16 protein-coding genes are annotated in these 21,247 nt (G+C 72.6%); 11 read left to right on the plus strand and 5 right to left on the minus strand.

The window, feature by feature from the left end; translation table 11 throughout:
* Positions 1-195 precede the first annotated feature (195 nt).
* Positions 196-1,221, plus strand: coding sequence for a type IV toxin-antitoxin system AbiEi family antitoxin domain-containing protein (locus ASD16_RS08900; RefSeq protein ID WP_055915987.1), 1,026 nt, complete (start codon positions 196-198; stop codon positions 1,219-1,221).
* Here ASD16_RS08900 and ASD16_RS08905 read toward each other — a convergent pair.
* Positions 1,205-2,629 (minus strand): hypothetical protein, encoded by a 1,425-nt coding sequence (locus tag ASD16_RS08905; protein WP_055915989.1) that lies wholly within the window; start codon positions 2,627-2,629, stop codon positions 1,205-1,207. The two genes, ASD16_RS08900 and ASD16_RS08905, sit on opposite strands and share 17 nt — an antisense overlap.
* Positions 2,619-3,173, minus strand: coding sequence for an RNA polymerase sigma factor (locus tag ASD16_RS08910; RefSeq protein ID WP_055915991.1), 555 nt, complete (start codon positions 3,171-3,173; stop codon positions 2,619-2,621). The genes ASD16_RS08905 and ASD16_RS08910 overlap by 11 nt, the downstream gene beginning before the upstream one ends.
* A gap of 99 nt (positions 3,174-3,272) precedes the next feature.
* Between ASD16_RS08910 and ASD16_RS08915 the strand changes: the two genes are divergently transcribed.
* Complete coding sequence (locus ASD16_RS08915; protein WP_055915993.1) at positions 3,273-4,583, plus strand: MFS transporter; 1,311 nt, start codon at positions 3,273-3,275, stop codon at positions 4,581-4,583.
* Complete coding sequence (locus ASD16_RS08920) at positions 4,580-6,268, plus strand: SpoIIE family protein phosphatase (RefSeq protein WP_055915995.1); 1,689 nt, start codon at positions 4,580-4,582, stop codon at positions 6,266-6,268. Before ASD16_RS08915 ends, ASD16_RS08920 begins: the two co-directional genes overlap by 4 nt.
* Here ASD16_RS08920 and ASD16_RS08925 read toward each other — a convergent pair.
* Positions 6,243-7,694: a CCA tRNA nucleotidyltransferase gene (locus ASD16_RS08925; protein ID WP_235523291.1), complete on the minus strand. Its 1,452-nt coding sequence runs from the start codon at positions 7,692-7,694 to the stop codon at positions 6,243-6,245. The genes ASD16_RS08920 and ASD16_RS08925 overlap by 26 nt on opposite strands.
* A 172-nt stretch (positions 7,695-7,866) precedes the next feature.
* On the opposite strand from ASD16_RS08925, the gene ASD16_RS08930 reads away from it, so the two are divergent.
* The 8 genes from ASD16_RS08930 (at position 7,867) to ASD16_RS08970 (ending at position 18,222) form a co-directional block, all read left to right on the plus strand.
* Positions 7,867-8,421: an NUDIX hydrolase gene (locus ASD16_RS08930; RefSeq protein ID WP_055915997.1), complete on the plus strand. Its 555-nt coding sequence runs from the start codon at positions 7,867-7,869 to the stop codon at positions 8,419-8,421.
* Positions 8,418-10,532 (plus strand): DUF6049 family protein, encoded by a 2,115-nt coding sequence (locus ASD16_RS08935; protein WP_055915999.1) that lies wholly within the window; start codon positions 8,418-8,420, stop codon positions 10,530-10,532. The genes ASD16_RS08930 and ASD16_RS08935 overlap by 4 nt, the downstream gene beginning before the upstream one ends.
* The gene (murJ, locus tag ASD16_RS08940; protein ID WP_055916001.1) at positions 10,529-12,175 is read left to right on the plus strand and encodes a murein biosynthesis integral membrane protein MurJ; all 1,647 of its coding nucleotides are present in this window, start codon (positions 10,529-10,531) and stop codon (positions 12,173-12,175) included. The genes ASD16_RS08935 and murJ overlap by 4 nt, the downstream gene beginning before the upstream one ends.
* Positions 12,176-12,231: 56 nt before the next feature.
* Complete coding sequence (locus tag ASD16_RS08945; RefSeq protein ID WP_157453865.1) at positions 12,232-14,136, plus strand: protein kinase family protein; 1,905 nt, start codon at positions 12,232-12,234, stop codon at positions 14,134-14,136.
* A gap of 93 nt (positions 14,137-14,229) precedes the next feature.
* Positions 14,230-15,225, plus strand: coding sequence for a thioredoxin-disulfide reductase (trxB, locus tag ASD16_RS08950; RefSeq protein WP_055916005.1), 996 nt, complete (start codon positions 14,230-14,232; stop codon positions 15,223-15,225).
* The gene (gene trxA / locus ASD16_RS08955) at positions 15,225-15,557 is read left to right on the plus strand and encodes a thioredoxin (protein WP_055916009.1); all 333 of its coding nucleotides are present in this window, start codon (positions 15,225-15,227) and stop codon (positions 15,555-15,557) included. Before trxB ends, trxA begins: the two co-directional genes overlap by 1 nt.
* 97 nt (positions 15,558-15,654) lie before the next feature.
* On the plus strand, positions 15,655-17,001 hold the full coding sequence (locus ASD16_RS08960) for a PLP-dependent aminotransferase family protein (protein ID WP_055916011.1): 1,347 nt from the start codon (positions 15,655-15,657) through the stop codon (positions 16,999-17,001).
* Positions 17,002-17,268: 267 nt separating this feature from the next.
* Entirely contained in the window at positions 17,269-18,222 is a 954-nt protein-coding gene (locus ASD16_RS08970; RefSeq protein ID WP_055916016.1) for a D-alanine--D-alanine ligase, read from the plus strand.
* 50 nt (positions 18,223-18,272) lie between these two features.
* Here ASD16_RS08970 and ASD16_RS08975 read toward each other — a convergent pair whose 3' ends face one another.
* Positions 18,273-19,448: a ParB/RepB/Spo0J family partition protein gene (locus ASD16_RS08975; protein ID WP_055916018.1), complete on the minus strand. Its 1,176-nt coding sequence runs from the start codon at positions 19,446-19,448 to the stop codon at positions 18,273-18,275.
* Positions 19,445-20,497 carry a ParA family protein gene (locus ASD16_RS08980; RefSeq protein ID WP_082570838.1) on the minus strand — a complete coding sequence of 351 codons (1,053 nt, stop codon included), beginning with the start codon at positions 20,495-20,497 and terminating at the stop codon, positions 19,445-19,447. The genes ASD16_RS08975 and ASD16_RS08980 overlap by 4 nt, the downstream gene beginning before the upstream one ends.
* Between the last annotated feature and the right edge of the window lie 750 nt (positions 20,498-21,247).

The following is a 21,247-nucleotide window of genomic DNA, read 5'->3' on the forward strand; positions in this document are numbered from 1 at the left end:
TCCTCACGCCGTCCTACCAAGACAACGAGCGCCGGCGCCAGACGGTTGTGGGAGCGGTCAGCCGCCCGAGCTCCTGGAACAGCCAGAAGACTTTGTCGCGCCAGGAGGGTCGAAGTCTCCTGGTTGTTCGGCGGGCGCCCGGGAGCCTGTGGGGGGCGGGGGCGGCGGTGGCGACTCGTGCGGCACGCTGCGCGGATGATCGACGCGAGCGGGTCCAGCGCACGACTCCCCCGGGGAGTCGACTCCCGCGCCGCCGTGGTCGTCGCGCGACAAGACTCCGTGGCGACCACGGCGCAGCTCCAGGCGTGGGGCGCGAGTCGCTCGCTCGTCGCACGACGGGTGGCCTCCGGCGAGTGGCAGCGGCTGTTCCGGGGGGTCGTCGTGCTGCACTCCGGACCGGTGACCTGGCGGCAGCGGGCGCGCGCGGCGCTCCTGTGCGCCGGGCGGCACGCGGCGCTGTCGCACGAATCGGCTGCCTTCGTGCACGGCATCACGCAGCGACCCGGCGCTGGCATCGCCGTGAGCATCCCCAGGAGCCGAAGCGTCCAGGAACAGCACGGACTGGTCGTCCACCGCAGGATGCAGATGCCGTTCGCCGGCGGGGCGCTCCGGGCGGTCGGCGTGGAGCCGACCCTGCTCGATCTCGTCGACGAGATCGAGTCGGTCGACGACGTCGTCGGGCTCGTCTGCGACGCGGTCCGTCACAGAGTCGTCCCCGGGCGCGTCCTGATGCACGCCGCCGAGCGCTCCCGGCTGCGGCACCGGTCCCTGCACGTCGACCTGCTCGGCGAGCCGGGCCGCGGCATCGAGTCTCCGCTGGAGCACCGGTACGTCCGGGACGTCGAGCGGCGGCACGGGCTCCCGACCGCGAGCGCGCAGGTGTCGGAGGTGATCGAGGGCCGGTGGATCCGCGCCGACCGGGTACACGTCGGTCTCGGGGTCCGGATCGAGCTCGACGGCCAGCTCGCGCACCCGTTCGGCCGGACGGACGACGACACCTGGCGCGACAACGCCGTCGTCATCGCCCGCGGAGACGTCACGCTGCGCTACCGCTGGCGACACGTGGTCGTCGACCCGTGCACCACAGCCGCCCAGGTAGCCGCAGCCCTGAGCTCCCGCGGCTGGCAGGGCCACCCGACCCCCTGCAGCGAAGCCTGCGAGATCGGGAAGACCTCGTCCTACCAGACAGGACGAGGTCTTCCGGCTACCTGCCGACCGTGAACGAGTCGGCGGATCCTGTGCCTGTCACCCCCCAGTCGACCGGGGACAGGATCGTCGTGGCTCCGGTCGTCCCGTCGACCCGACTGATCTCGGGCATCCCGAGGTCGGCGCACACGGGCATCCGGGTGAGGTAGACGTCCCCGTCCGCTCCCGCCTCAGGCAAGAGCGACATGAGGTCGTCGTCATTCGTGGCGAGGAGCTCGACCGTGTCCGACGAGCTCCGCCAGACGTAGACGCTGCCGCCGCAGTATCCGCCCGACGCACCGGGTCCGGTGCCGACGAACGCCGTTCCACCATCCCCGGTCGGAATGCCTTCGTGGGCGGGGTAGACGTCGGTGGACGGGTCGTCCGGCTCGACGAGGACGGGCACCGGGTCCGCACCGGTCGGTGAGGTGTCGACGCGCCAGTGGCTCGGGCGGGCATCCTCGACGAGGCACTGCACGAGGACGTCGTCGTCGTCGATCCAGGAGACCGCCGTGCACTCCGGGAACGACGGCCACCCACGGACGGCCGTGGACTCGTCCGTGGCCAGGTCGACGACGACGGCGGACTCCGGCGACGTCCGGTCCTGGATGAGCACGCGGGCGCCGGAGGGGTCGACCGCCACCTTCCACGCGTCGCGCACCCCTGCTCCGGCCCCGACGGTGCGGGTCTTGCCGGACCTGTCGACGACGATCACCGTCCGCTGCGGTGGGTCCTCGAGCACTCCCGCCAAGACCACCCGCTCGCCCGTCCGGGTCCAGCCCACCGTCGAGGCCGACGGCACGGTAGGAATCGCGGTCACGTCCCCGGTGAGCAGGTCGACCGTCCCCCACGACCACCCACCGTCGGCCCCCCAGACGGTGACGTCGGCCGTGGTCGACCCCGCCACCCACCGGTCGACCGAGAGCAAGGCGTCGGTTGCGAGGTCGACCACGCGGTACCGCTCACCCTCGGGCGAGGCGAGCACCAGCGCGTTGAACTTCGGGAGCGCCTCGAGCGCCTCGTTCTCCGGACCGGCGTCGGTCGTGACCGGTGCGGGGCCGGCGAACCGGAACAGCACCCACCCGGGCGTCGTCCGGGCAAGCAGCTCCGGGGTCGCCTCGGGCATCGGCGGGAGCCCGGGCAGCACCACGGTGACGGGGTCGACGGTCGGTGTGGGCGTGGGCGTCGACGTGGCAGACACGCTCGGGCTGGGTGTCTGCGCGGGGAGCGGCTCGTGGCGCGGCGCGACGAGCCAGCCGAGCGCGCCGACGGCGACGGCGACGCACGCCACCGACGTCGACCGGACGGCGGCACGGGTGGTGCGGCGGCGGCGGACCGCCCCGCGCAGGCGGGAGACACGGTTGCTGTCGTCGGCGGTGTCCGCGAGCGCCCGCGTGCTCTGCGCGAGGGCGTCGCTCATGTAGTCGTGCAGGTCACGCGTCACGGTGCACCTCGTTCACGGTGAGCAGGACGGGGGCGGTGTCCTCGGGGGCGGCGACCACGTCGAGGCGGGCGGACAGCGCACGCACGCCGTCGGAGACGTAGCGCTTGACGGCACCCTCGCTGAGCCCGAGGAGCGCGGCGGTGTCGCGGACGGACACGTCGTCGAGGTGCCGGAGCACCACACAGGCGCGTTCGCGGGGTGCCAGGGCAGCGAGCGCGGACTCCAGCTCGCCGGCAAGCCCGCGGTCGGCAGGGTCGGCACCGGGCGGGGCCGGTTCGGCCGCGATGCGTTCGAGCGCGACGCTCTCGCGCCCGCGGCGCCGGGTGCCGTCGACGAACCGGGACACGATCGCGCGTCGCACGTACGCCTCGGCGTGGTCGGCGGACGTGAACCTGGCGCGGCCGGAGAACGTCGACACCACCGCGTCCTGGACCAGGTCCTCGGCGGCGTGCCGGTCGCGCACCAGGAGCATCGCCCGCGCCAGGAGTGCGGGGTACCGCTCACGCACCACCTGCTCGAGCAGGGGCTCCCACTGCCGTCCCATCGGTCTCCTTCGTCGTGCCGTCATTGCTTACACGACGCAGGTACCTCGGCAGGTTGGGGTCGGCCCTGTAGGGCGCGCCCCGGGTGCGAGGATGACCGGGTGCAGGTGATCGCCGACCTCAAGGCCCTGTGGCCACTGCGGGACTTCCGCAAGCTGTTCGCCGTCCGGCTCGTGAGCCAGACGGCCGACGGGATGTTCCAGGTCGGCCTGGCCACCCTGTTCTTCTTCTCGCCGGAGAACGCGAGCACCGCGACGGGCGTCGCGACGGCCTTCGCGGTGCTGCTGCTGCCGTTCACGATCGTCGGCCCGTGGGCGGGCGTGCTCCTGGACCGGTGGCGGCGCCGGCAGGTGCTGTTCGTCGGCAACCTGGTGCGTGTCGGCATCACGGTCGTGATCGCGGTCCTGATGGTCACGGTGGGCGTCGGTCCGGCCGTGTACGTGCTGGCCCTGGTGAACCTGTCGATCAACCGGTTCCTGCTGTCGGCGCTCAGTGCGTCGTTGCCGCGCACGGTCGACGGTCCGCTGCTGCTCACCGCGAACTCCCTGACCCCGACGCTGGGCGCTGCGGCGGCCGGCGTGGGCGGGGCGATCGGGCTGGTGCTCAGCCTCGTCCTGCCTGCCGGGCGGGGCCGGGACGCGACGGCCCTCTTCCTCGCGGCGGCCGTCATGGCCACGGCAGCCGCGCTGGCCACCCGGCTGGGCAAGGACCGGCTGGGTCCCGACGAGCGCGCCGACGCCGCCCAGCTGCGGGCCGCACTGGGCATCCTCGCTCGCGGACTGGTCGCCGGGGCGCGACACCTGGTCGAACGCCGGACCCCCGCGCGGGCCCTCGGGATCATGGCCGCGCACCGGTTCCTGTACGGGGTGACGTTCATCGCGAGCATCCTCATCGCGCGCAACCTGCTGTCGGACCCGACGGACGCCGACGAGGGCCTGCGGACGTTCGGGCTGGTGCTCGGGGCGTCGGCGCTCGGGTTCGTGCTCGCCGTCGTGCTCACCCCGGTGCTGTCGCCCCGCACGGGTCCGCACGCGTGGATCGTCATCTGCCTGTCGCTGGCCGCCGTCAGCCAGCTCCTGCTGGTGGCCTCCGACGCGCGCGCTGCCGTGCTGGTCGCGGCCGGCTTCCTCGGCCTGGCCGCCCAGGGCGCCAAGATCGCGGTCGACACCATCGTGCAGCGCGACACCGACGACGCCTTCCGCGGCCGCGCGTTCGCGCTGTACGACGTCCTCTACAACGCCGCGTTCGTCGGCGCCGCCGCGCTCGGTGCGATCACCTTGCCGGACACCGGCTACTCCCAGGGACTCTTCCTCGTGCTGGCCGTCGCCTACGCCGGGTTCGCCGCCCTGTACGGCTCGGCCTCCCGAGGGGTACCCGCCGTGCATGCCACCGAGGCACGATTGGCCTCGTGAGCAGCGACGACAAGGTGGTCGGGCGGCAGGACGACCTGCCGCTGAACGCGGTGCTCGGCAGCGACCTCGCACTGTCCATCTCGGACGCCCTGCGCGACGACGACCCGCTGGTGTGGGTCAACAGTGCGTTCACCCGGCTCACCGGGTACCCGGCGGAGGAGATCCTGGGCCGCAACTGCCGGTTCCTGCAGGGAAAGGAGACCGACCCGGTCGCCGTGGCACGGATCCACACCGCCCTCGACGAGCAGCGGGCGGTGGCGACGGTCATCCGCAACTACCGCCGCGACGGCACGCCGTTCTGGAACCAGGTGGTCATCAGCCCGGTCGTCGACCAGGACGGGAGGGTCACCCACCACATCGGGATCCAGGTCGACGTCACGGACCGCGTCGTCTCCGACCGTGCGCGGGACCTCGAGATCGACGTGCCGCACGAGGCCACGGCCCGTCTCGACCTGCTCGCACTGATCAGCGACGAGCTCGCCCAGCGCCTCGAGTACGACGACGCGGTGGACGCGCTCGGTGACATCGCTGTCCCCGCGCTCGCCACCTGGGGATTCGTCGCGGTCACGGACGACCGCGGCCGGTTCGACCGCATCCACCTCGTCGCCGCCGACCCGGACGACCAGAAGACCGCCCGCGCGCTCGCGAACGAGGACATCAGCTGGCTCTCGCGCTCGCCCTCCGTCACGGAGGCGCTGACCAGCGGGCCGGGATTCGTCGCCACGCCGTTCGCGGTCGACGTGGCAGGTCTCCCCGGCCGGACGACGCCCACTCAGCTCGCCCTGCTGCGCCGGCTCGGACTCGGCAGCGCCATGGTGGTCCCGCTGCGGGCGCGCGACCGAGTCCTCGGGGTGCTGACCCTCGTCGCCGCCGAGGGGTTCACCGCCGACGCGGTGGTGACCGCGGCGCACCTGGGGCGTCGCGCCGGCCTCGCGCTCGACAACGTCCGGCTGTTCCTCGCCGAGCGGACCGCCGCTCTGACGCTGCAGCGCAGCCTGCTGCCGGAGATCCCGGACGTCCCCGGCCTCGACGTCGCCGCCGCGTACATCCCGTCCGCCCGGAGCGCCGAGGTGGGTGGCGACTGGTTCGACGTGCTGCTCCTGCCCGACGGCGCCATCGGCCTGGCCGTCGGCGACGTGGTCGGGCACGACCTGCGTGCCGCGGCGGCGATGGGACAGCTCCGCTCCCTCCTGCGGTCCTACGCGTGGGAGGGCTCCTCACCCGGGCAGGTCCTCGGTCGTGCCGACGAGCTGGTGCGCGGGCTCGACATCGCCGACATCGCCACGTGCGCGTACCTGCGCTGGCGGTCGACCGACGACGGCGCCGAGGTCACCTACGCGCGGGCCGGACACCCACCCCCGCTGCTGCGGCTCGCCGGCGGCGAGGTCCGCTCGCTCGACGGCGGTCTCTCGACGCCCATCGGGCTCGACGGGTCGGAGCGCGCCGAGGCCGTTATCGACGTGCCCGTCGGCGCGACGCTCGTCCTCTACACCGACGGCCTGGTCGAGCGACGCGACCGCGGCCTGCGCGACGGCATCGCCGCACTGACGGCCGAGCTCAGCGACGTCCCCGACGACGCGGACTCTAAGGCCGTCCGCGACAAGCTCGTCTCGACGTTCATAGGCAGCCACCAGGAGGACGACGTGTGCCTCCTCGTCGTCAGGCGCGCGCTGCCCACCACGTGAGCAGCTCGTCGCGTGCGACGTCCGGACCCAGCGGCCCGCGCTCCATCCGCAGCTCCAGCAGGTACTTGTAGGCCTCACCCACCTCGCGCCCCGGCGCCAGCCCGAGGATCTCCATGATCTGGGTGCCGTCCAGGTCGGGCCGGATCGAGCTGAGCTCCTCCTGCTCGCGCAGGCGCGCGATCCGCTCCTCGAGGTCGTCGTACGCCGCCGACAGCCGGGCCGCCTTGCGCAGGTTCCGGGTGGTGCAGTCCGACCGGGTCAGCCGGTGCAGCCGCTCCAGCAGCGGGCCGGCGTCCGTCACGTAGCGACGCACCGCGGAGTCCGTCCAGCCGCCCTCGCCGTACCCGTGGAACCGCAGGTGCAGCTCCGTCAGCCGAGCGACCGCCTGGACCGTCGCCTTGTCGAACCGCAGCTCCTTGAGCCGCTTGGCGACGAGCTTCGCACCGACCATCTCGTGGTGGTGGAAGCTGACGCCACCGCCCGCCTCGTTGCGCTTGGTCTTCGGCTTGCCGATGTCGTGCAGCAGCGCCGCGAGCCGGAGCACCAGGTCCGGACCGGGCACCGCCCCGTCGGGACCGGTCTCCAGCGCGATCGCCTTGTCGAGCACCATCAGGGAGTGCTCGTAGACGTCCTTGTGGCGGTGGTGCTCGTCGATCTCCAGCCGCAGCGCCGGCAGCTCCGGCAGCACGTGCTGCGCCAGACCCGTGTCGACCAGCACCTCCAGACCCGCCCGCGGCTGCGCCGAGACCAGCAGCTTGCTCAGCTCGTCGCGGACCCGCTCCGCCGACACGATGGTGATCCGGTCCGCCATGTCGACGATCGCCTCGCGGGTGGCGGGCTCGACGGCGAACCCCAGCTGGGCGGCGAACCGCGCGGCGCGCATCATCCGCAGCGGGTCGTCGTCGAACGACTGCCGCGGGTCGACCGGGGTCCGCAGCACCCCGGCCGCCAGGTCGGTCAGGCCGTCGAACGGGTCGACGAACGCCAGGTCCGGCACCCGCACCGCCATCGAGTTGACCGTGAAGTCGCGGCGCGACAGGTCACCCTCGAGCGAGTCGCCGAACGCGACCTGCGGCTTGCGCGACGTCGGGTCGTACTCGTCGGACCGGTACGTGGTCACCTCGACGACCACGTCGTCCGCGAGCGACGAGCGGCGGCCGGCGAAGCGGCGGGCGCCGATGGTGCCGAACTCCTTGCCGATGTCCCAGTGCGCGTCGCCCCAGCGGGCCAGGATCGCCTCGGTCTCGTCCGGGGTCGCCGACGTCGTGAAGTCGAGGTCCGCCGACGCCCTGCCGAGGAACGCGTCGCGCACCGGACCGCCGACCAGGGCGAGCTCGTGCCCCGCCTCACGGAACAGTCCGCCCAGCTCGAGCGCGTCGGCAGGCAGCCCGGCCAGCACCGCCAGCGCACGCTTCTGCAGCGCCACCAGGGCGGCGCTCAGGTCAGGGGAGTCGGGGCCGACGGACGGAACGAGGGAGGGCACTCGTCCAAGCCTGCCAGATGCCCGGTGGTGGGCGGCGCCGGCGCAGACGAGGGGTCGTGCCGCGTGGCGGCCCGTGCGGGCCGGCCCGGCGTCGCCAAGTCGTTACAGTGTCGATATGTCGAGCCCGGCGCGTCCACCCGTCCCCGGGGGTGTCCCAGCGCCACCGGGCGGTCATCCGCTGCGCATCGACCCCCGGCACAGCATCACGCGGGTCCCGTCGGCCCCTCTGCCGGTCGTCGACGAGACGTCCGCGGGCGGCATCGTCGTCAGCCGTCGCGACGGTGTCGACCACGCCGCGGTCATCGCGCGACGCAACCGCGCGGGCCGTCTCGAGTGGTGCCTGCCGAAGGGGCACCTGGAGGGCGACGAGACCCCCGAGGAGGCCGCCGTCCGCGAGATCGCGGAGGAGACCGGCATCACCGGGCAGGTCCTGCGCCGGCTCGGCGTCATCGACTACTGGTTCAGCGGCGACGACCGCCGCGTGCACAAGGTCGTCCACCACTTCCTGCTGGGCGCGACCGGCGGGTTCCTCACGGTCGAGGGCGACCCGGACGGAGAGGCGGAGGACGCCGCGTGGATCCCCGTGGCGGAGCTGAACGGTGTGCTCGCGTACCCGAACGAACGGCGTCTCGCCGAGGCAGCACTCGTCGTGCTCGTCGGCGAGGAATGAGCGCCCGCTCGCGGGTGCTCGGTGCGGCCCTGGCCCTCGTCGGTGCCGTCGCGCTCGCCGTCCCCGTCACCGGGGCAGCCGCGACGCCGAGCCCGTCCCCGAGCCCCGACCCGGACCTCCCGGTCTCCGTCCAGGTCACCGAGATCTCGCCGAGCGTCCTGCGGCCCGGTGAGGACCTCCATGTCCGCGCCACCCTGCGTAACGACGGCGACGAGGCGATCGAGAAGCCCGGCGCTGCCCTCCGGATCAGCCGGTTCCGCATCAGCGTGCGCGCCGACCTGGAGACGTGGGCGTCCGCGGGGACCTCGGGTCTGAGCCGCACGAGGCAGGACGCCAGGTCTCCGGTGCCCGGTCCGCTCCTGCCCGGCGCGAGCGTCCCGGTCGAGCTGACCGTCCCCGCTGCCGACGTCGACCTCCTCGAGGGCGCCGACACGTGGGGGCCGCGCGGGCTCGTGGTCGAGGCGCTCGACGGCGCGGCCCGGGTCGGCATCCAGCGCACGTTCCTGCTGTGGCTCCCGTCCGACGACGTCCCGAGCACCCCCGTCTCCGTGCTCGTCCCGGTGGTCGGCCCGCCGTCCGCACCGGCACCGGGCGGAACCGCTCCGGGTGCGGCCACCGTCGCCGGTCTGGACGAGCTGACCCGGCCGGGGGGACGGCTGCGTGAGCTCGCCGCGGCGGTCGCGGTCGCGCCGCAGATCGGCGTCGCCGTCGACCCGGCCCTGCTCGCCGCCGCGTCGGCGGGCTCGACGGGGACACAGGCCTGGGCGACCGGCCTCACCGACGAGCTCCGCGACCACGACGTCGTCGCGCTGCCCTGGTCCGACCCGGACATCGCCGCCGTCGCGCACGCCGACCGCCCGGACCTGGTCCGGCTGGCACTCGAACGCAGCGCTCAGACCGGCGTCCCGGGCCTGTCGGCGCCGTCCGGACTGTTGTGGGCACCGGGCGCGGGTCTCCCGGACGAGACGACCGCGGCCGTGACCTCCCAGGTCGACGCCGACGCGATCGTCCTGCCACCGACCACGAGCGACGAGTCCGACACCCCGGGCGCCGCCCGGCGGGTGGAGACCACCGACGGCCCGGTCACGGCGTACGGGCCGGACGCGATGCTCACCCGCCTCTTCACGGCACCGCAGGGCGTCGACGCGGGTGCGACGACGGCCACCACCGTCCAACGGGCGCTCGCCGAGCTCGCCGTCGTCACGCGGGAGGACGAGACCGAGCAGCCGCACCTGCTGATCGCACCGGGGCGCAGCTGGGATCCCGACGTGGCGAACGTGACGGCGCTGACGTCCGCCTTCACCGATGCCCCCTGGGTGCGCCTCGCCCCGACGGCCACGCTCCTGGACGCCGACGCACCGGACGCACGCGGCGACCTGCCCACGAACGCCGTGAACCCCGACGAGCTCGCCCCGAGCAGCGTGCGTGCCCTGGCCGACGCCCGCGGTCGCGCCGTCGCGTTCGCCGGGGTCACCAGCGAGCCGGCCGTCCTGCTGGAGGGCGTCGACGTCGAGGTCCTCGCACCCCTGTCCGTCGCGTGGCGCGTCGCCCCCGTCGGACGCGACGCGCTGGTGTCGTCGGCGATCGCGGACGTCGACGCGCGCACCGCAGGCCTCAGCATCGCGCCGGTCAGCGACCTCCTGGTGACCGCCGCCGACAGCCCGATGTCGATCGTCGTGCGCAACGAGCTCACGGTCCCCGCAACCGTGCTGGTCGCCGTCACCCCGCGCAAGGCGTGCCTCGAGGTCGGAGCGATCGACCCTGTCGTGGTCGAGGCGCAGACCGAGACCAACGTCCGGGTCCCGCTGCACGCGCGGGCCAACTGCTCGGTCGTCGTCTCCGCACAGCTCACCGCGACGGACGGCCTCCCCGTGTCGCCGTCCGTGCGGTTCACCGCCCAGGTCGCCCCCACGATCGAGAGCATCGGCACGATCGTCGTCGGGATCCTGCTCGCGATCGGCCTGGTGCTGGGTATCGTCCGCACCGTGCGTCGCGGGCAGAGCGCCCGCCGCGGTGCCCGCACCGAGGCGGAGGCCGGCACGTCCACGTCGCTGCCCGTCCTCGGCGGCGCCGCCCCCGACGACGACACTGCCGAGCAGGAGACCCGATGACCGACGACGGAGCGCGTCGCGGCGCTGCCCTGATGGCCTCGGGCACCGCCGTCTCGCGCGTGCTCGGGCTCCTGCGCGGCATGGTCATGGTCAGCGCGATCGGTGCGACCGGTCAGGCCGCCGACGCGTTCGCGGTGGCCAACAAGCTCCCCAACGTCCTCTACATGCTCCTCGCGGGCGGGGTGCTGAACGCGATCCTGGTGCCGCAGGTCGTGCGCGCCTACAAGCGCAAGGCCGGCCAGGAGTACGTCGACCGCCTGCTGACCTTCGGGTTCGCCGTGCTGGCCGCCGCGACCGTGGTGCTGACGCTCCTCGCGCCCGTCCTCGTCGGCCTCTACTCGAACTTCGGCAACCCGACGCAGAACGCCCTCGCGACGACGTTCGCCTACTGGTGCATCCCGCAGCTGTTCTTCTACGGCGCCTACGGCCTGCTCGGGCAGGTCCTCAACGCACGCGGCTCGTTCGGGCCGTACATGTGGGCGCCCGCGGTGAACAACCTCGTCGCCATCGTCGGGTTCGGCGTGTTCATCGCCGTGTTCGGCGTGTGGAAGACCTCTGGGGTCGTGGACGCCGCGACCTGGACCAGCGGGCAGATCGCCCTGCTGGCCGGCGCCGCGACGCTCGGCGTCGTCGCGCAGGCCGTCGTGCTGATCCCGGCGCTGCGTCGCGCCGGCGTCCACTACCGCCCGCGCTGGGGGCTGCGCGGGTCCGGGCTCGGCACGGCCGGTGGCGTGGCCACCTGGACGCTCGCCGGGCTCGCCGTCGGACAGCTCGGCTACCTCGTGGTCTCCCGCGTCGCGTCCGCAGCCCCGGGCGCTGCCGTCGACGACGGGGTGGCAGCCACCGCCGTGGCGGGTCCCGGGGCGTACGACGTCGCGTTCCTCATCTTCATGCTGCCGCACTCCCTGGTGACGGTCTCGCTGGCGACGGCGCTGTTCACCAGGCTGTCCGGCCAGGCACACGACGCCGACGTCGCGGGCGTGCGAGCCACCCTCTCCTCAGGGCTGCGCGTGGTCGGCGTGTTCACCGTCTTCGCGACGGCCGCCATCGTCGTGCTCGCGCTCCCGCTGACCCGGGTCGTCCTCGCCACCGCGTCCCCGGGCTCGGCCGACGCGGTCGCCACCGTGGTGCTCGCGATGATCCTCGGGCTGCCCGCATTCGGTGCCTGGTCGATGTTCCAGCGGGCGTACTACGCGTACGAGGACGCCCGGTCGATGGTGCCCATCCAGGTCGTGATGGCCGCGGTCGTCGCTGTCGGTGCCTGGGCGTCCCAGCTGCTGCTGCGACCCACCCTCTGGGTCGCCGGTGCCGGTGCCGCCATGACCGTCTCCTACGTCGTGGGCGCGGGGATCGCCCAGTGGCGGCTGCGCCGACGGCTCGGTGGCATCGACGGCGCCCGTGTCCTGCAGGTCGTCGCCCGGGCCACCCTCGCCGCGGTCGTCTCGGCCGCGCTCGGGTTCGGGCTGCTGCTTCTCCTGCGGCTCTGGCTGTCCACAGGTTTCGTCGCGTCGATCATCCAGTGCGCCGTCGTCGGTACCGTGATGGCCCTCGCGTACGCGGCGGTCCTGCGGCTGCTGCGCGTGCAGGAGCTGGACAACCTGCTCATCCCGGTCCTTCGACGCCTGCGCGTAGGACGCCGCTGAACTTGCACGTCTAGCATGCAGGTGTTCTGGTGCGGGTAGTCGACACGGAGGTGCTGGTGAGCGAGGTCGTCGGACGGGGCACGGTGCTCGCGGGCCGCTACCGCGTGCTGTCCCCAGTGGTGTCCGACCTCGAGGGCGCCAGCGCCTGGCAGGCCACGGACCAGATCCTCGACCGCCCTGTCCGGGTACGCATCCTCGAGCACGGTGCCGTCGCGCCCGCGCTCGACGCCGCCCGCCGCGCCGCCCTGGTCACCGACTCCCGTCTCGTGCGGGTGCTCGACGTCGGCACGCACGAGGGCTACGGCTACGTCGTGTCCGAGCAGCTCGTCGGGCAGTCCCTCGCGCGGCTCGTCGCGCAGGGCCCGCTGACCGCCGACCAGGCCCGCGCCGTCGTCGGGGAGGCCGCGTCCGCCCTGGAGATCGCCCGTCGCCGCGGTGTGCACCACCTCGCGCTGCGCCCGTCCGTCCTGCACGTGAGCCCCGACGGCCGCGTGCTCCTCGGTGGCCTCGCGCTGGACGCCGCCCTGCTCGGCGACTCGGGTGGGGACGCCCGCTCGACCACGCGTGCCGACGCCGTCGGCCTGGTCCGGCTCCTCTACGCCGCCCTGACCGGCCTGTGGCCTGCCGACCCACGCGCACCGCAGACCCCCGGCGGGGAGACGCTGCCGCCCGCGCCGATCGTCGACGGCGCCCCGGTCGCACCCGCCGATCTCGTCCCCGGCGTGCCCAACGACCTCGACACGCTCTGCGTCGTGACGCTCGGACCGAACGACGACGGGCCGCACAGCCCCGGCGAGCTGGTGCGCGAGCTGGAGCCGTGGGGCGAGATCCGTGCGTCCGTCGCCGAGACGGCCACCCTCGGAGGACCCATGACCGCGCAGTTCCCCCCGACCGGTGCCGCAGCGCCCGGGGGCGGCATCCCGGTCCCCGCCGAGCACGACGACCAGGACACCGCACCGGTGACCGTGCAGCGCCAGTCCGTCCGCACCGCGTTCGCGCAGCAGGAGCCGCACGGCGCCAACCGCCCGGGCACGCCTCCGCCGGCGACTCCCACGCGGGCGACCGGGCTCGGTGCGGTCCCGTCCGACACCGAGACGCCTCCCATCGGGCAGCCTCTCGTCACGCCGCCGGTCATCACCCCTCCCGTCTTCGCGCAGTCGGAACCCCAGGCGGCACCCCCGCCCCCGGTCGTGCCGGCCGTCATCCGCCGCCCCGTGTCGCAGGCGACGGCGCCTCCGCCCCCTCCTCCCGCCGAGGAGCCCATGGAGGCGTTCGGGTTCAGTGACGTCATCGGGGCGGAGACGGGTCCGCCCGACAACCGCCGCTTCGACCCGACGGCGCTGATCCTGATCCTCGTGGTCGTCGCCGTGATCATCGGCGTCATCCTGGCTTTCAAGGCGCTGTTCTCCTCGTTCGAGCCCAGCGGGTCGTCCGCCGACCCCGAGCCGTCGCAGGCCTCGTCGGCCCCCGCCGTCGCCGGCGAGCCGTCGCAGGAGCCGTCCGCCCCCGAGGAGCCCGCCGTTCCTGCCGGCGGTCCGCCGGTCATCGCCTCCACCACGTCGATCGACCCGTCCGACGGCGACGGTGAGCACCAGGAGGACGTCGCCAAGGCCTACGACGGCGACCCGTCGACCTTCTGGTACACCCAGACGTACAAGCGGGACGACTTCGCCGGGTTCAAGGACGCCGTCGGCTACGCCATCACGCTGACCCAGAAGACCACCGTCAGCACGGTCACGCTGCGGACCAACAGCAACGGCGGGAACGTCGAGATCCGCGCCACCGACGCGGCGAACCCGACCGGCGGACCCGTCCTGGCATCCGGACCGTTCGGCCCGGAGACCGTCTTCACCCTCGACCCCGCCACCGAGACCCAGTCGCTCGTCCTGTGGATCACCCAGCTGCCGACGGCCGCCGACGGTGGCTTCCGGCTCGAGCTGACGGAGATCGCCCTGTCCTGACGCGGGAACCGGAACAGAACCCGCCTAGGATCGGTTGATCCCGTCAGCCCCCGCCGGACCGTCTCCGGCACGCCGAACACGCAAGGACCTCACGTGACCGACCAGTCCACCACCGTCCGCGATCTCGTCATCGTCGGGTCGGGTCCTGCCGGCTACACCGCCGCGATCTACGCGGCCCGCGCCGGCCTGGCTCCCCTGGTGATCGCGGGCTCCGTCACGGCGGGCGGCGCCCTGATGAACACCACCGAGGTGGAGAACTTCCCCGGGTTCCCCGACGGCATCCAGGGCCCCGAGCTGATGGAGGGTCTGCAGAAGCAGGCCGAGAAGTTCGGTGCCGAGGTGCTGTGGGACGACGCGTCCGAGCTCCAGCTCGACGGGGACGTCAAGACGATCACGACCCTGGGCGGCGAGACGTTCCAGGCGCGCTCCGTCATCCTCGCCACCGGTTCCGCGTACCGCGAGCTCGGGCTCGACGACGAGAAGCGGATGTCCGGCCGCGGCGTGTCCTGGTGTGCCACCTGCGACGGGTTCTTCTTCCGCGACCAGGAGATCATCGTGGTCGGCGGCGGCGACTCCGCGGTCGAGGAGGCCACGTTCCTGACCCGGTTCGGCAAGCGCGTCACCCTCGTGCACCGCCGCGACCACCTGCGCGCGTCCAGGATCATGGCGGACCGCGCCGCGAACGACCCGAAGATCGACTTCGCGTGGAACAGCGAGGTCGTCGCCATCCACGGCGAGAACAAGGTCACCGGCGTGACCCTGCGGGACACCGTCACCGGCGAGACGCGCGAGCACCCCGCTACGGGCGTGTTCGTCGCGATCGGACACGTGCCGCGATCCGAGCTGGTCAAGGGCCAGATCGACCTCGACGAGAACGGGTACGTCCAGGTCGTCGGGCGCACCACCGCCACCAACCTGAGCGGCGTCTTCGCGTGCGGTGACCTGGTCGACCACACCTACCGCCAGGCCATCACCGCCGCCGGCTCCGGCTGCGCCGCCGCGCTCGACGCCCAGAGCTTCCTGGCCACGCTGGCCGACCTGGGCCACGCCGTCCCGCCCACCGAGGGCCTGTTCTTCGAGGAGAGCTGATGAGCTTCACCACCGCAGTCACCGACGAGACGTTCCAGGCCGAGGTCCTCGAGTCGGAGATCCCCGTGATCGTCGACTTCTGGGCACCCTGGTGCGGTCCGTGCCGGATGGTCGCGCCCGTGCTCGAGGAGCTCGCCGCCCAGTACGAGGGTCGCGTGAAGATCGTCAAGCTCAACTCCGACGAGAACCCCAAGGTCACCGGCGACTACGGCGTGGTGTCCATCCCGACGCTGAACTTCTACGCCGGCGGTGAGCTGGTGAAGTCCGTGATCGGCGCTCGACCGAAGTCGATGATCGCCGAGGACATCGACAAGGTGCTCGTCTCGGTCTGATTCCCGCTCCCGAGAGCCCCCTGCCACGCGGCAGGGGGCTCTCGTGTCGGTGGGACGGTGCGCGGAGCATGCGACGTCCCGTGCGAAACTCGGGTGCATGACTGAGCACCCGGTTCCCGACGGCGAGACGTCGGGCCCCCCCACGTCCTCCGCCGCCGGCACCGGAACGCGCCTCGACCGCTGGCTCGGCTCCTACGCCGAACGCACCCACGGCATGCGCTCCTCGGAGATCCGCGCCCTGTTCGCCGTCGCCAACCGGCCCGAGGTCGTCTCGCTCGCCGGCGGCATGCCGTTCCTCGAGGGCCTCCCCCTGGACATCCTCGGTGACCTGGCCCAACGCGTCGTCGCCACCCGCGGCCTGCAGGCGCTGCAGTACGGCTCCGGCCAGGGCGACGAGACCCTGCGCGAGCAGATCCTCGACGTCATGGCGCTCGAAGGGATCGACGCGCACCCCGACGACGTCGTCGTCACCACCGGCTCGCAGCAGGCACTCGACCTGGTGACCCGCATCTTCATCGACCCCGGCGACGTCGTCGTCGCGGAGGCACCCTCCTACGTCGGCGCCCTCGGCGTGTTCCGCGCCTACCAGGCCGACGTCGTCCACGTCCCCATCGACGCCGACGGCCTGATCCCCGCGGCGCTCGAGTCCACCCTCGCCGCGCTCGCCCGCGACGGACGACGGGTCAAGTTCCTCTACACCGTGCCCAACTTCCACAACCCCGCCGGCGTCTCCCTGTCCGTCGACCGCCGGCCGCAGGTGCTCGAGATCGCGCGTCGCTACGGCGTGCTGGTGCTGGAGGACAACCCGTACGGCCTGCTCGGCTTCTCGAGCGACCCGGTCCCCGCCATGCGCTCCCTCGACGACGAAGGTGTGCTGTACCTCGGGTCGTTCTCCAAGACCTTCGCCCCCGGCTACCGCGTCGGATGGGTCGTCGCCCCGCACGCCGTCCGCGAGAAGCTGGTCCTCGCCAGCGAGTCCGCGATCCTCTGCCCGTCGAACGCGTCGCAGATCGCCATCTCGACCTACCTGTCCACCTGCGACTGGCGGGGGCAGATCAAGTCGTACCGCGAGCAGTACCGCGAGCGACGCGACGCCATGGTCTCCGCGCTCACCGAGCACCTCCCCGAGGCCTCGTGGAACGTCCCCGACGGCGGGTTCTACACCTGGGTACGGCTTCCCGACGGCCTGGACGCCAAGGACATGCTGCCGCGGGCCGTCACCGCCCGGGTCGCCTACGTCCCCGGTACCGCCTTCTACTTCGACGGCTCCGGTGCCGACCACATGCGGCTCTCCTTCTGCTACCCCACTCCCGATCGCATCCGTGAAGGCGTCCGGCGGCTCGCCGGCGTCGTCGCCGGGGAGCGCGAGCTCGTCGAGCTGTTCGGGACCACCGGGTCGACCGGCCACGCGGACGTGCAGCAACCCGGTCCGGATGTCGCCTGACCTGCGGGTTCGTCAGGACGTGATGCCCGGCCCTGCCGACTCAGCGCACCATGCTGACACGCGCCATGTCTCTCTCGCCCCCTCGGCGCCGACGCCTCGTCCGGGCGTCGTCTCTCCTCCGGCCACCGATGCTCACCTCCTCGCGATGGCGCGCTCGGTCACCGTTGTTCCCTCGGGCGCCCTCGCTCGTCACGTCACCGTCGCTCGTCACCACACTGTCGCTCGCCTCGTCACCGTCGCTCGCCCCTTCATCGGAGTCCACTCGCCGTGAGCACCACTGCATCGTCGCCCCGGGTCGTCGTCCTCGCCGGGGGTCTCTCCCACGAACGTGACGTGTCGCTGCGGTCCGGCCGACGTGTCGCCGACGCACTGCGCTCCGTCGGTGTGGACGTGTCGATCCACGACGTCGACGCCGACCTGGTACCGGCGCTCGTCCAGCTGCAGCCCGATCTCGTCTGGCCGCTCCTGCACGGGACCAGCGGAGAGGACGGCTCCGTGCGCGACGTCGTCCAGCTGCTCGGGCTGCGACTCCTGGGAACGGGGCCGCGCGAGAGCCGGATCGCCTGGAGCAAGCCGATCGCCAAGACCGTCGCCGCCCGCGCCGGCCTTGCGACACCGGACTTCGTGACCCTCCCGCAGTCGCTGTTTCGGGAGCTCGGCGCGCGTCAGGTACTCGACGCGATCGTCGGCACGCTCGGGCTCCCCGTTGTCGTGAAGCCCTCCCGGGGTGGGTCCGCCCTCGGCGTCACCCTCGTGACCAGCGCCGATGCCCTGCCGCAGGCGATGGTGGACTGCTTCGCGTACAGCGACACCGCCCTCGTGGAGCGTGCGGTCAGCGGCACGGAGGTTGCGGTGAGTGTGGTGGACACCGGCGACGGACCGTTCGCGCTACCGGCTGTCGAGATCGTGACCGATGGGCCCTACGACTTCGACGCCCGGTACAACCCCGGCCGCACGGAGTACTTCACTCCCGCGCGCCTGTCGCCGGAGCTCGCGACGTCCGTCGCTGACCTCGCCGTCGCCGCGCACACCGCCTTCGGGCTCGACCGACTGTCCCGCACCGACCTGATCGTCGACGCCGACGGAACCCCGTGGTTCCTGGAGGTCAACGTGGCGCCGGGCATGACCGAGACATCGCTCCTGCCGCAGGCGGCGGAGGCCGCAGGACTGCCGCTCGGGAGCCTGTACCGGGCCCTCGTGGAGGCATCACTGATCCACTGACCTGCGGAATCGCAGGACTTGTACGACTTTCCACCTGTTTGTCGTACGGATCAGCCCTTGAGGAGGCCTGGGTCCTCGGGTGCAAGGCTGGCCAGGATGCGGTTGAGGTCCTGGACCGACGCGAACTCGACCGTGAGCCGGCCTCGTGACTTCCCGAGGCTGACCTTGACCCTGGTCTCGAACCGGTCCGAAAGCCGTGCCGCGAGGTGGTCGAGTGCCTCGTTCTTCACGCCCGCCCGTGGAGCGGCACGACGAGCGGCCGGCTCCGCGTCACCTCCGAGCGACACGATCTCCTCGACCGCCCGGACCGACAGGCCCTCGGCCACGATCCGCTGCGCGAGGCGCTCGATGGCTGCGCCGTCGCTCAGCCCGAGAAGTGCGCGAGCGTGCCCGGCGGACAGCACCCCTGCCGCTACCCGACGCTGCACCAAGGGCGGCAGCTTCAGGAGTCGGAGGGTGTTCGAGATCTGCGGGCGGGACCGCTGGATGCGCGTCGCCAGCTGCTCGTGCGTGCAGCCGAAGTCGTCGAGCAGCTGCTGGTACGCCGCAGCCTCCTCCAGCGGGTTCAGCTCTGACCGGTGCAGGTTCTCCAGCAGCGCGTCGCGCAGCAGGTCGGAGTCGTCGGTGTCCCGGATGATCGCGGGAATCGTCGCCAGACCCGCCGCCTGCGTCGCACGCCACCGCCGCTCACCCATGATCAGCTCGTAGCCGTCACCGGCGTCGCGCACGACGATCGGCTGGAGCACGCCGACCTCACGGATCGACCCGACCAGCTCCTCGAGGGCGTCCTCGTCGAACACGGTGCGCGGCTGCTTCGGGTTCGGGCGGATCTCACCCACAGGCAGCTCCGCGAACCGCGCTCCGGGCACAGGAACCAGACCATCAGCGGAGGTGACGTCCGCAGGCGTTGCTTCCGCCGCAACCGTCTCCACCCGTCGAACGTCCGTCTCGGCCACGCTGCCGACCGGCGTCCCGTTGGAGGCCGATGCCGGCACGACTCCGGCGACCTCAGGCGAATCGGGCACCGTCACCGGGACCGCCGGCGCTGCTTCGGTCAGCGTGGCCGTCGCGGCGGCAGCGGGTGCCGTGGGCTCTCCGTTGTCCCGCTTCGCGTCCCCGAAGAAGACGTCCGCGGGACGCTCGCCTCCGCTGGGTCGCTGGCCGTCCAGGCCGGTCGGGATGAGGGCCCCAAGGCCACGGCCCAAGCCGCGTCGCTTCTCGCTCACTGTTCCTCCTGAAGGACGGGCGAAGCCGCCTGGTACTCGTGGTCTGTCTGGTGGGAGTCGCTGGTCGACGGCCCGTCGGTGAGGTCGTCCGCGTCCTCGAGCGCACCTCGCTCAGCGACTTCGCGGGCCGCCTCGAGGTAGGCCAAGGCGCCGGACGACCCCGGGTCATAGGTCATCACTGTCTGGCCGTAGCTGGGCGCCTCGGAGATCCGGACGGACCGGGGAACGGTCGTGCGGAGCGTCCGCTCGGGGAAGTGCGTGCGCACCTCGGTCGCCACCTGCTGCGCAAGGTTGGTCCGCGCGTCGTACATCGTGAGCAGGATCGTCGACACGTGCAGACGCGGGTTCAGGTGCGCCTGGATCAGCTGGATCGTCTTCAGCAGCTGGCTCAGGCCCTCCAGCGCGTAGTACTCGCACTGGATCGGGATGAGGACCTCGCGAGCGACGACGAACGCGTTGACCGTCAGCAGCCCCAGGCTCGGCGGGCAGTCGACGAACACGTAGTCGATGCGCTCGTGCCCGTTCGCCACCCGCCACTCCAGATAGGCGTCGAGAGCGTTCCGCAACCGGGTCTCTCTCGCGACCATCGAGACCAGCTCGATCTCCGCACCCGACAGATCGATGGTCGCCGGGAGGCACCACAGGTTCGGCACGTCAGGGCTCTCCTGCACCGCCTCGGCGAGCGGTGCCCCGTCGACCAGGACCTCGTAGATCGACGGCGTCCCGGCCCGGTGCTCGACACCGAGAGCCGTCGACGCGTTGCCCTGCGGGTCGTTGTCCAGCACGAGCACGTTCAGCCCCGCCTGTGCCAGCGCGGCCGCGATGTTGACGGTTGTCGTCGTCTTCCCGACCCCGCCCTTCTGGTTCGCAACGGTGATCACCCGGGTCTGCGCAGGGCGAGGGAACCGACGACCCTGCAGTTCGATCCTGCGACGGGCGTCCTGCTTGAGCTCGGCCATCAGGGGCGTCTCATCCGTGACGACCGGCAGGCTCTCGACCAGGGCAGCCCGACGTGTCTCCTCGGGGTCGAGGTCGTGTCGGGGCGCCATGGGCGTGATCGTGTCACGCTCACCGTCGACTTCTGCGGCACCGGGGCCGTCCACCCCGGGCGAGTTCGATGTCACATCGGCCGGCGCCGACGAGGCCTGGGCCCCACTCTCCTCTCCCCTCGCGTCTGTGGGGCCTTGACCTGCGGAAACACCCGACTCATCCCATGATCCGGCCGCGCTCGTAGTCGGCGCGACGCTGTCGGTGGCGGCTGATGTTCCACGTGAAACAGAGTCGTTCGCCGGGGTCGCCGGCGCACTCACCATCGGGATGTACGGCTCTCCTGCGCTCACCGGCTTGCGGTCCGCGGTACGGGACTTGGCCGTCGACCCGCCCGTGTCAGAGCCGGCCCGATCGTCGGCGAATGGGCCGTCGCTCGACCCCGTCGATCCGGGAGCCGCGGCAGCGCCGTCCCCCGCCAGTGGACCGGCGCCGGGCTGCGAAGGAGCCGGCGGTGCCGACGGGGTCTGCGGCGTCGAGGGTCGACCGGATGCGGACTCCCGCTGAGCAGGCGAAGGCGGTGCCGAGGCCAGCGAGTGTTGCGTCCCCTCGGATCCAGTCTGCGGTGCCGTCGCGGATCCAGGCTGCTGTGCCGTCGCGGATCCAGGCTGCTGTGCCGTCGCGGACTGCTGTGCCGTCGGTTGAGCGGCTGCAGACTCCGTCGCCGCGGGAGAGGGCTGTGACGAAATGCGTGCCGGCGGCGTCTGCCCTGCCCCAGGCGGCGACGGCGCGAAGGCCGGCCGGAGTGGTAC

The sequence above is a fragment of the Cellulomonas sp. Root485 genome (assembly GCF_001426705.1).
GTDB lineage: Bacteria > Actinomycetota > Actinomycetes > Actinomycetales > Cellulomonadaceae > Cellulomonas.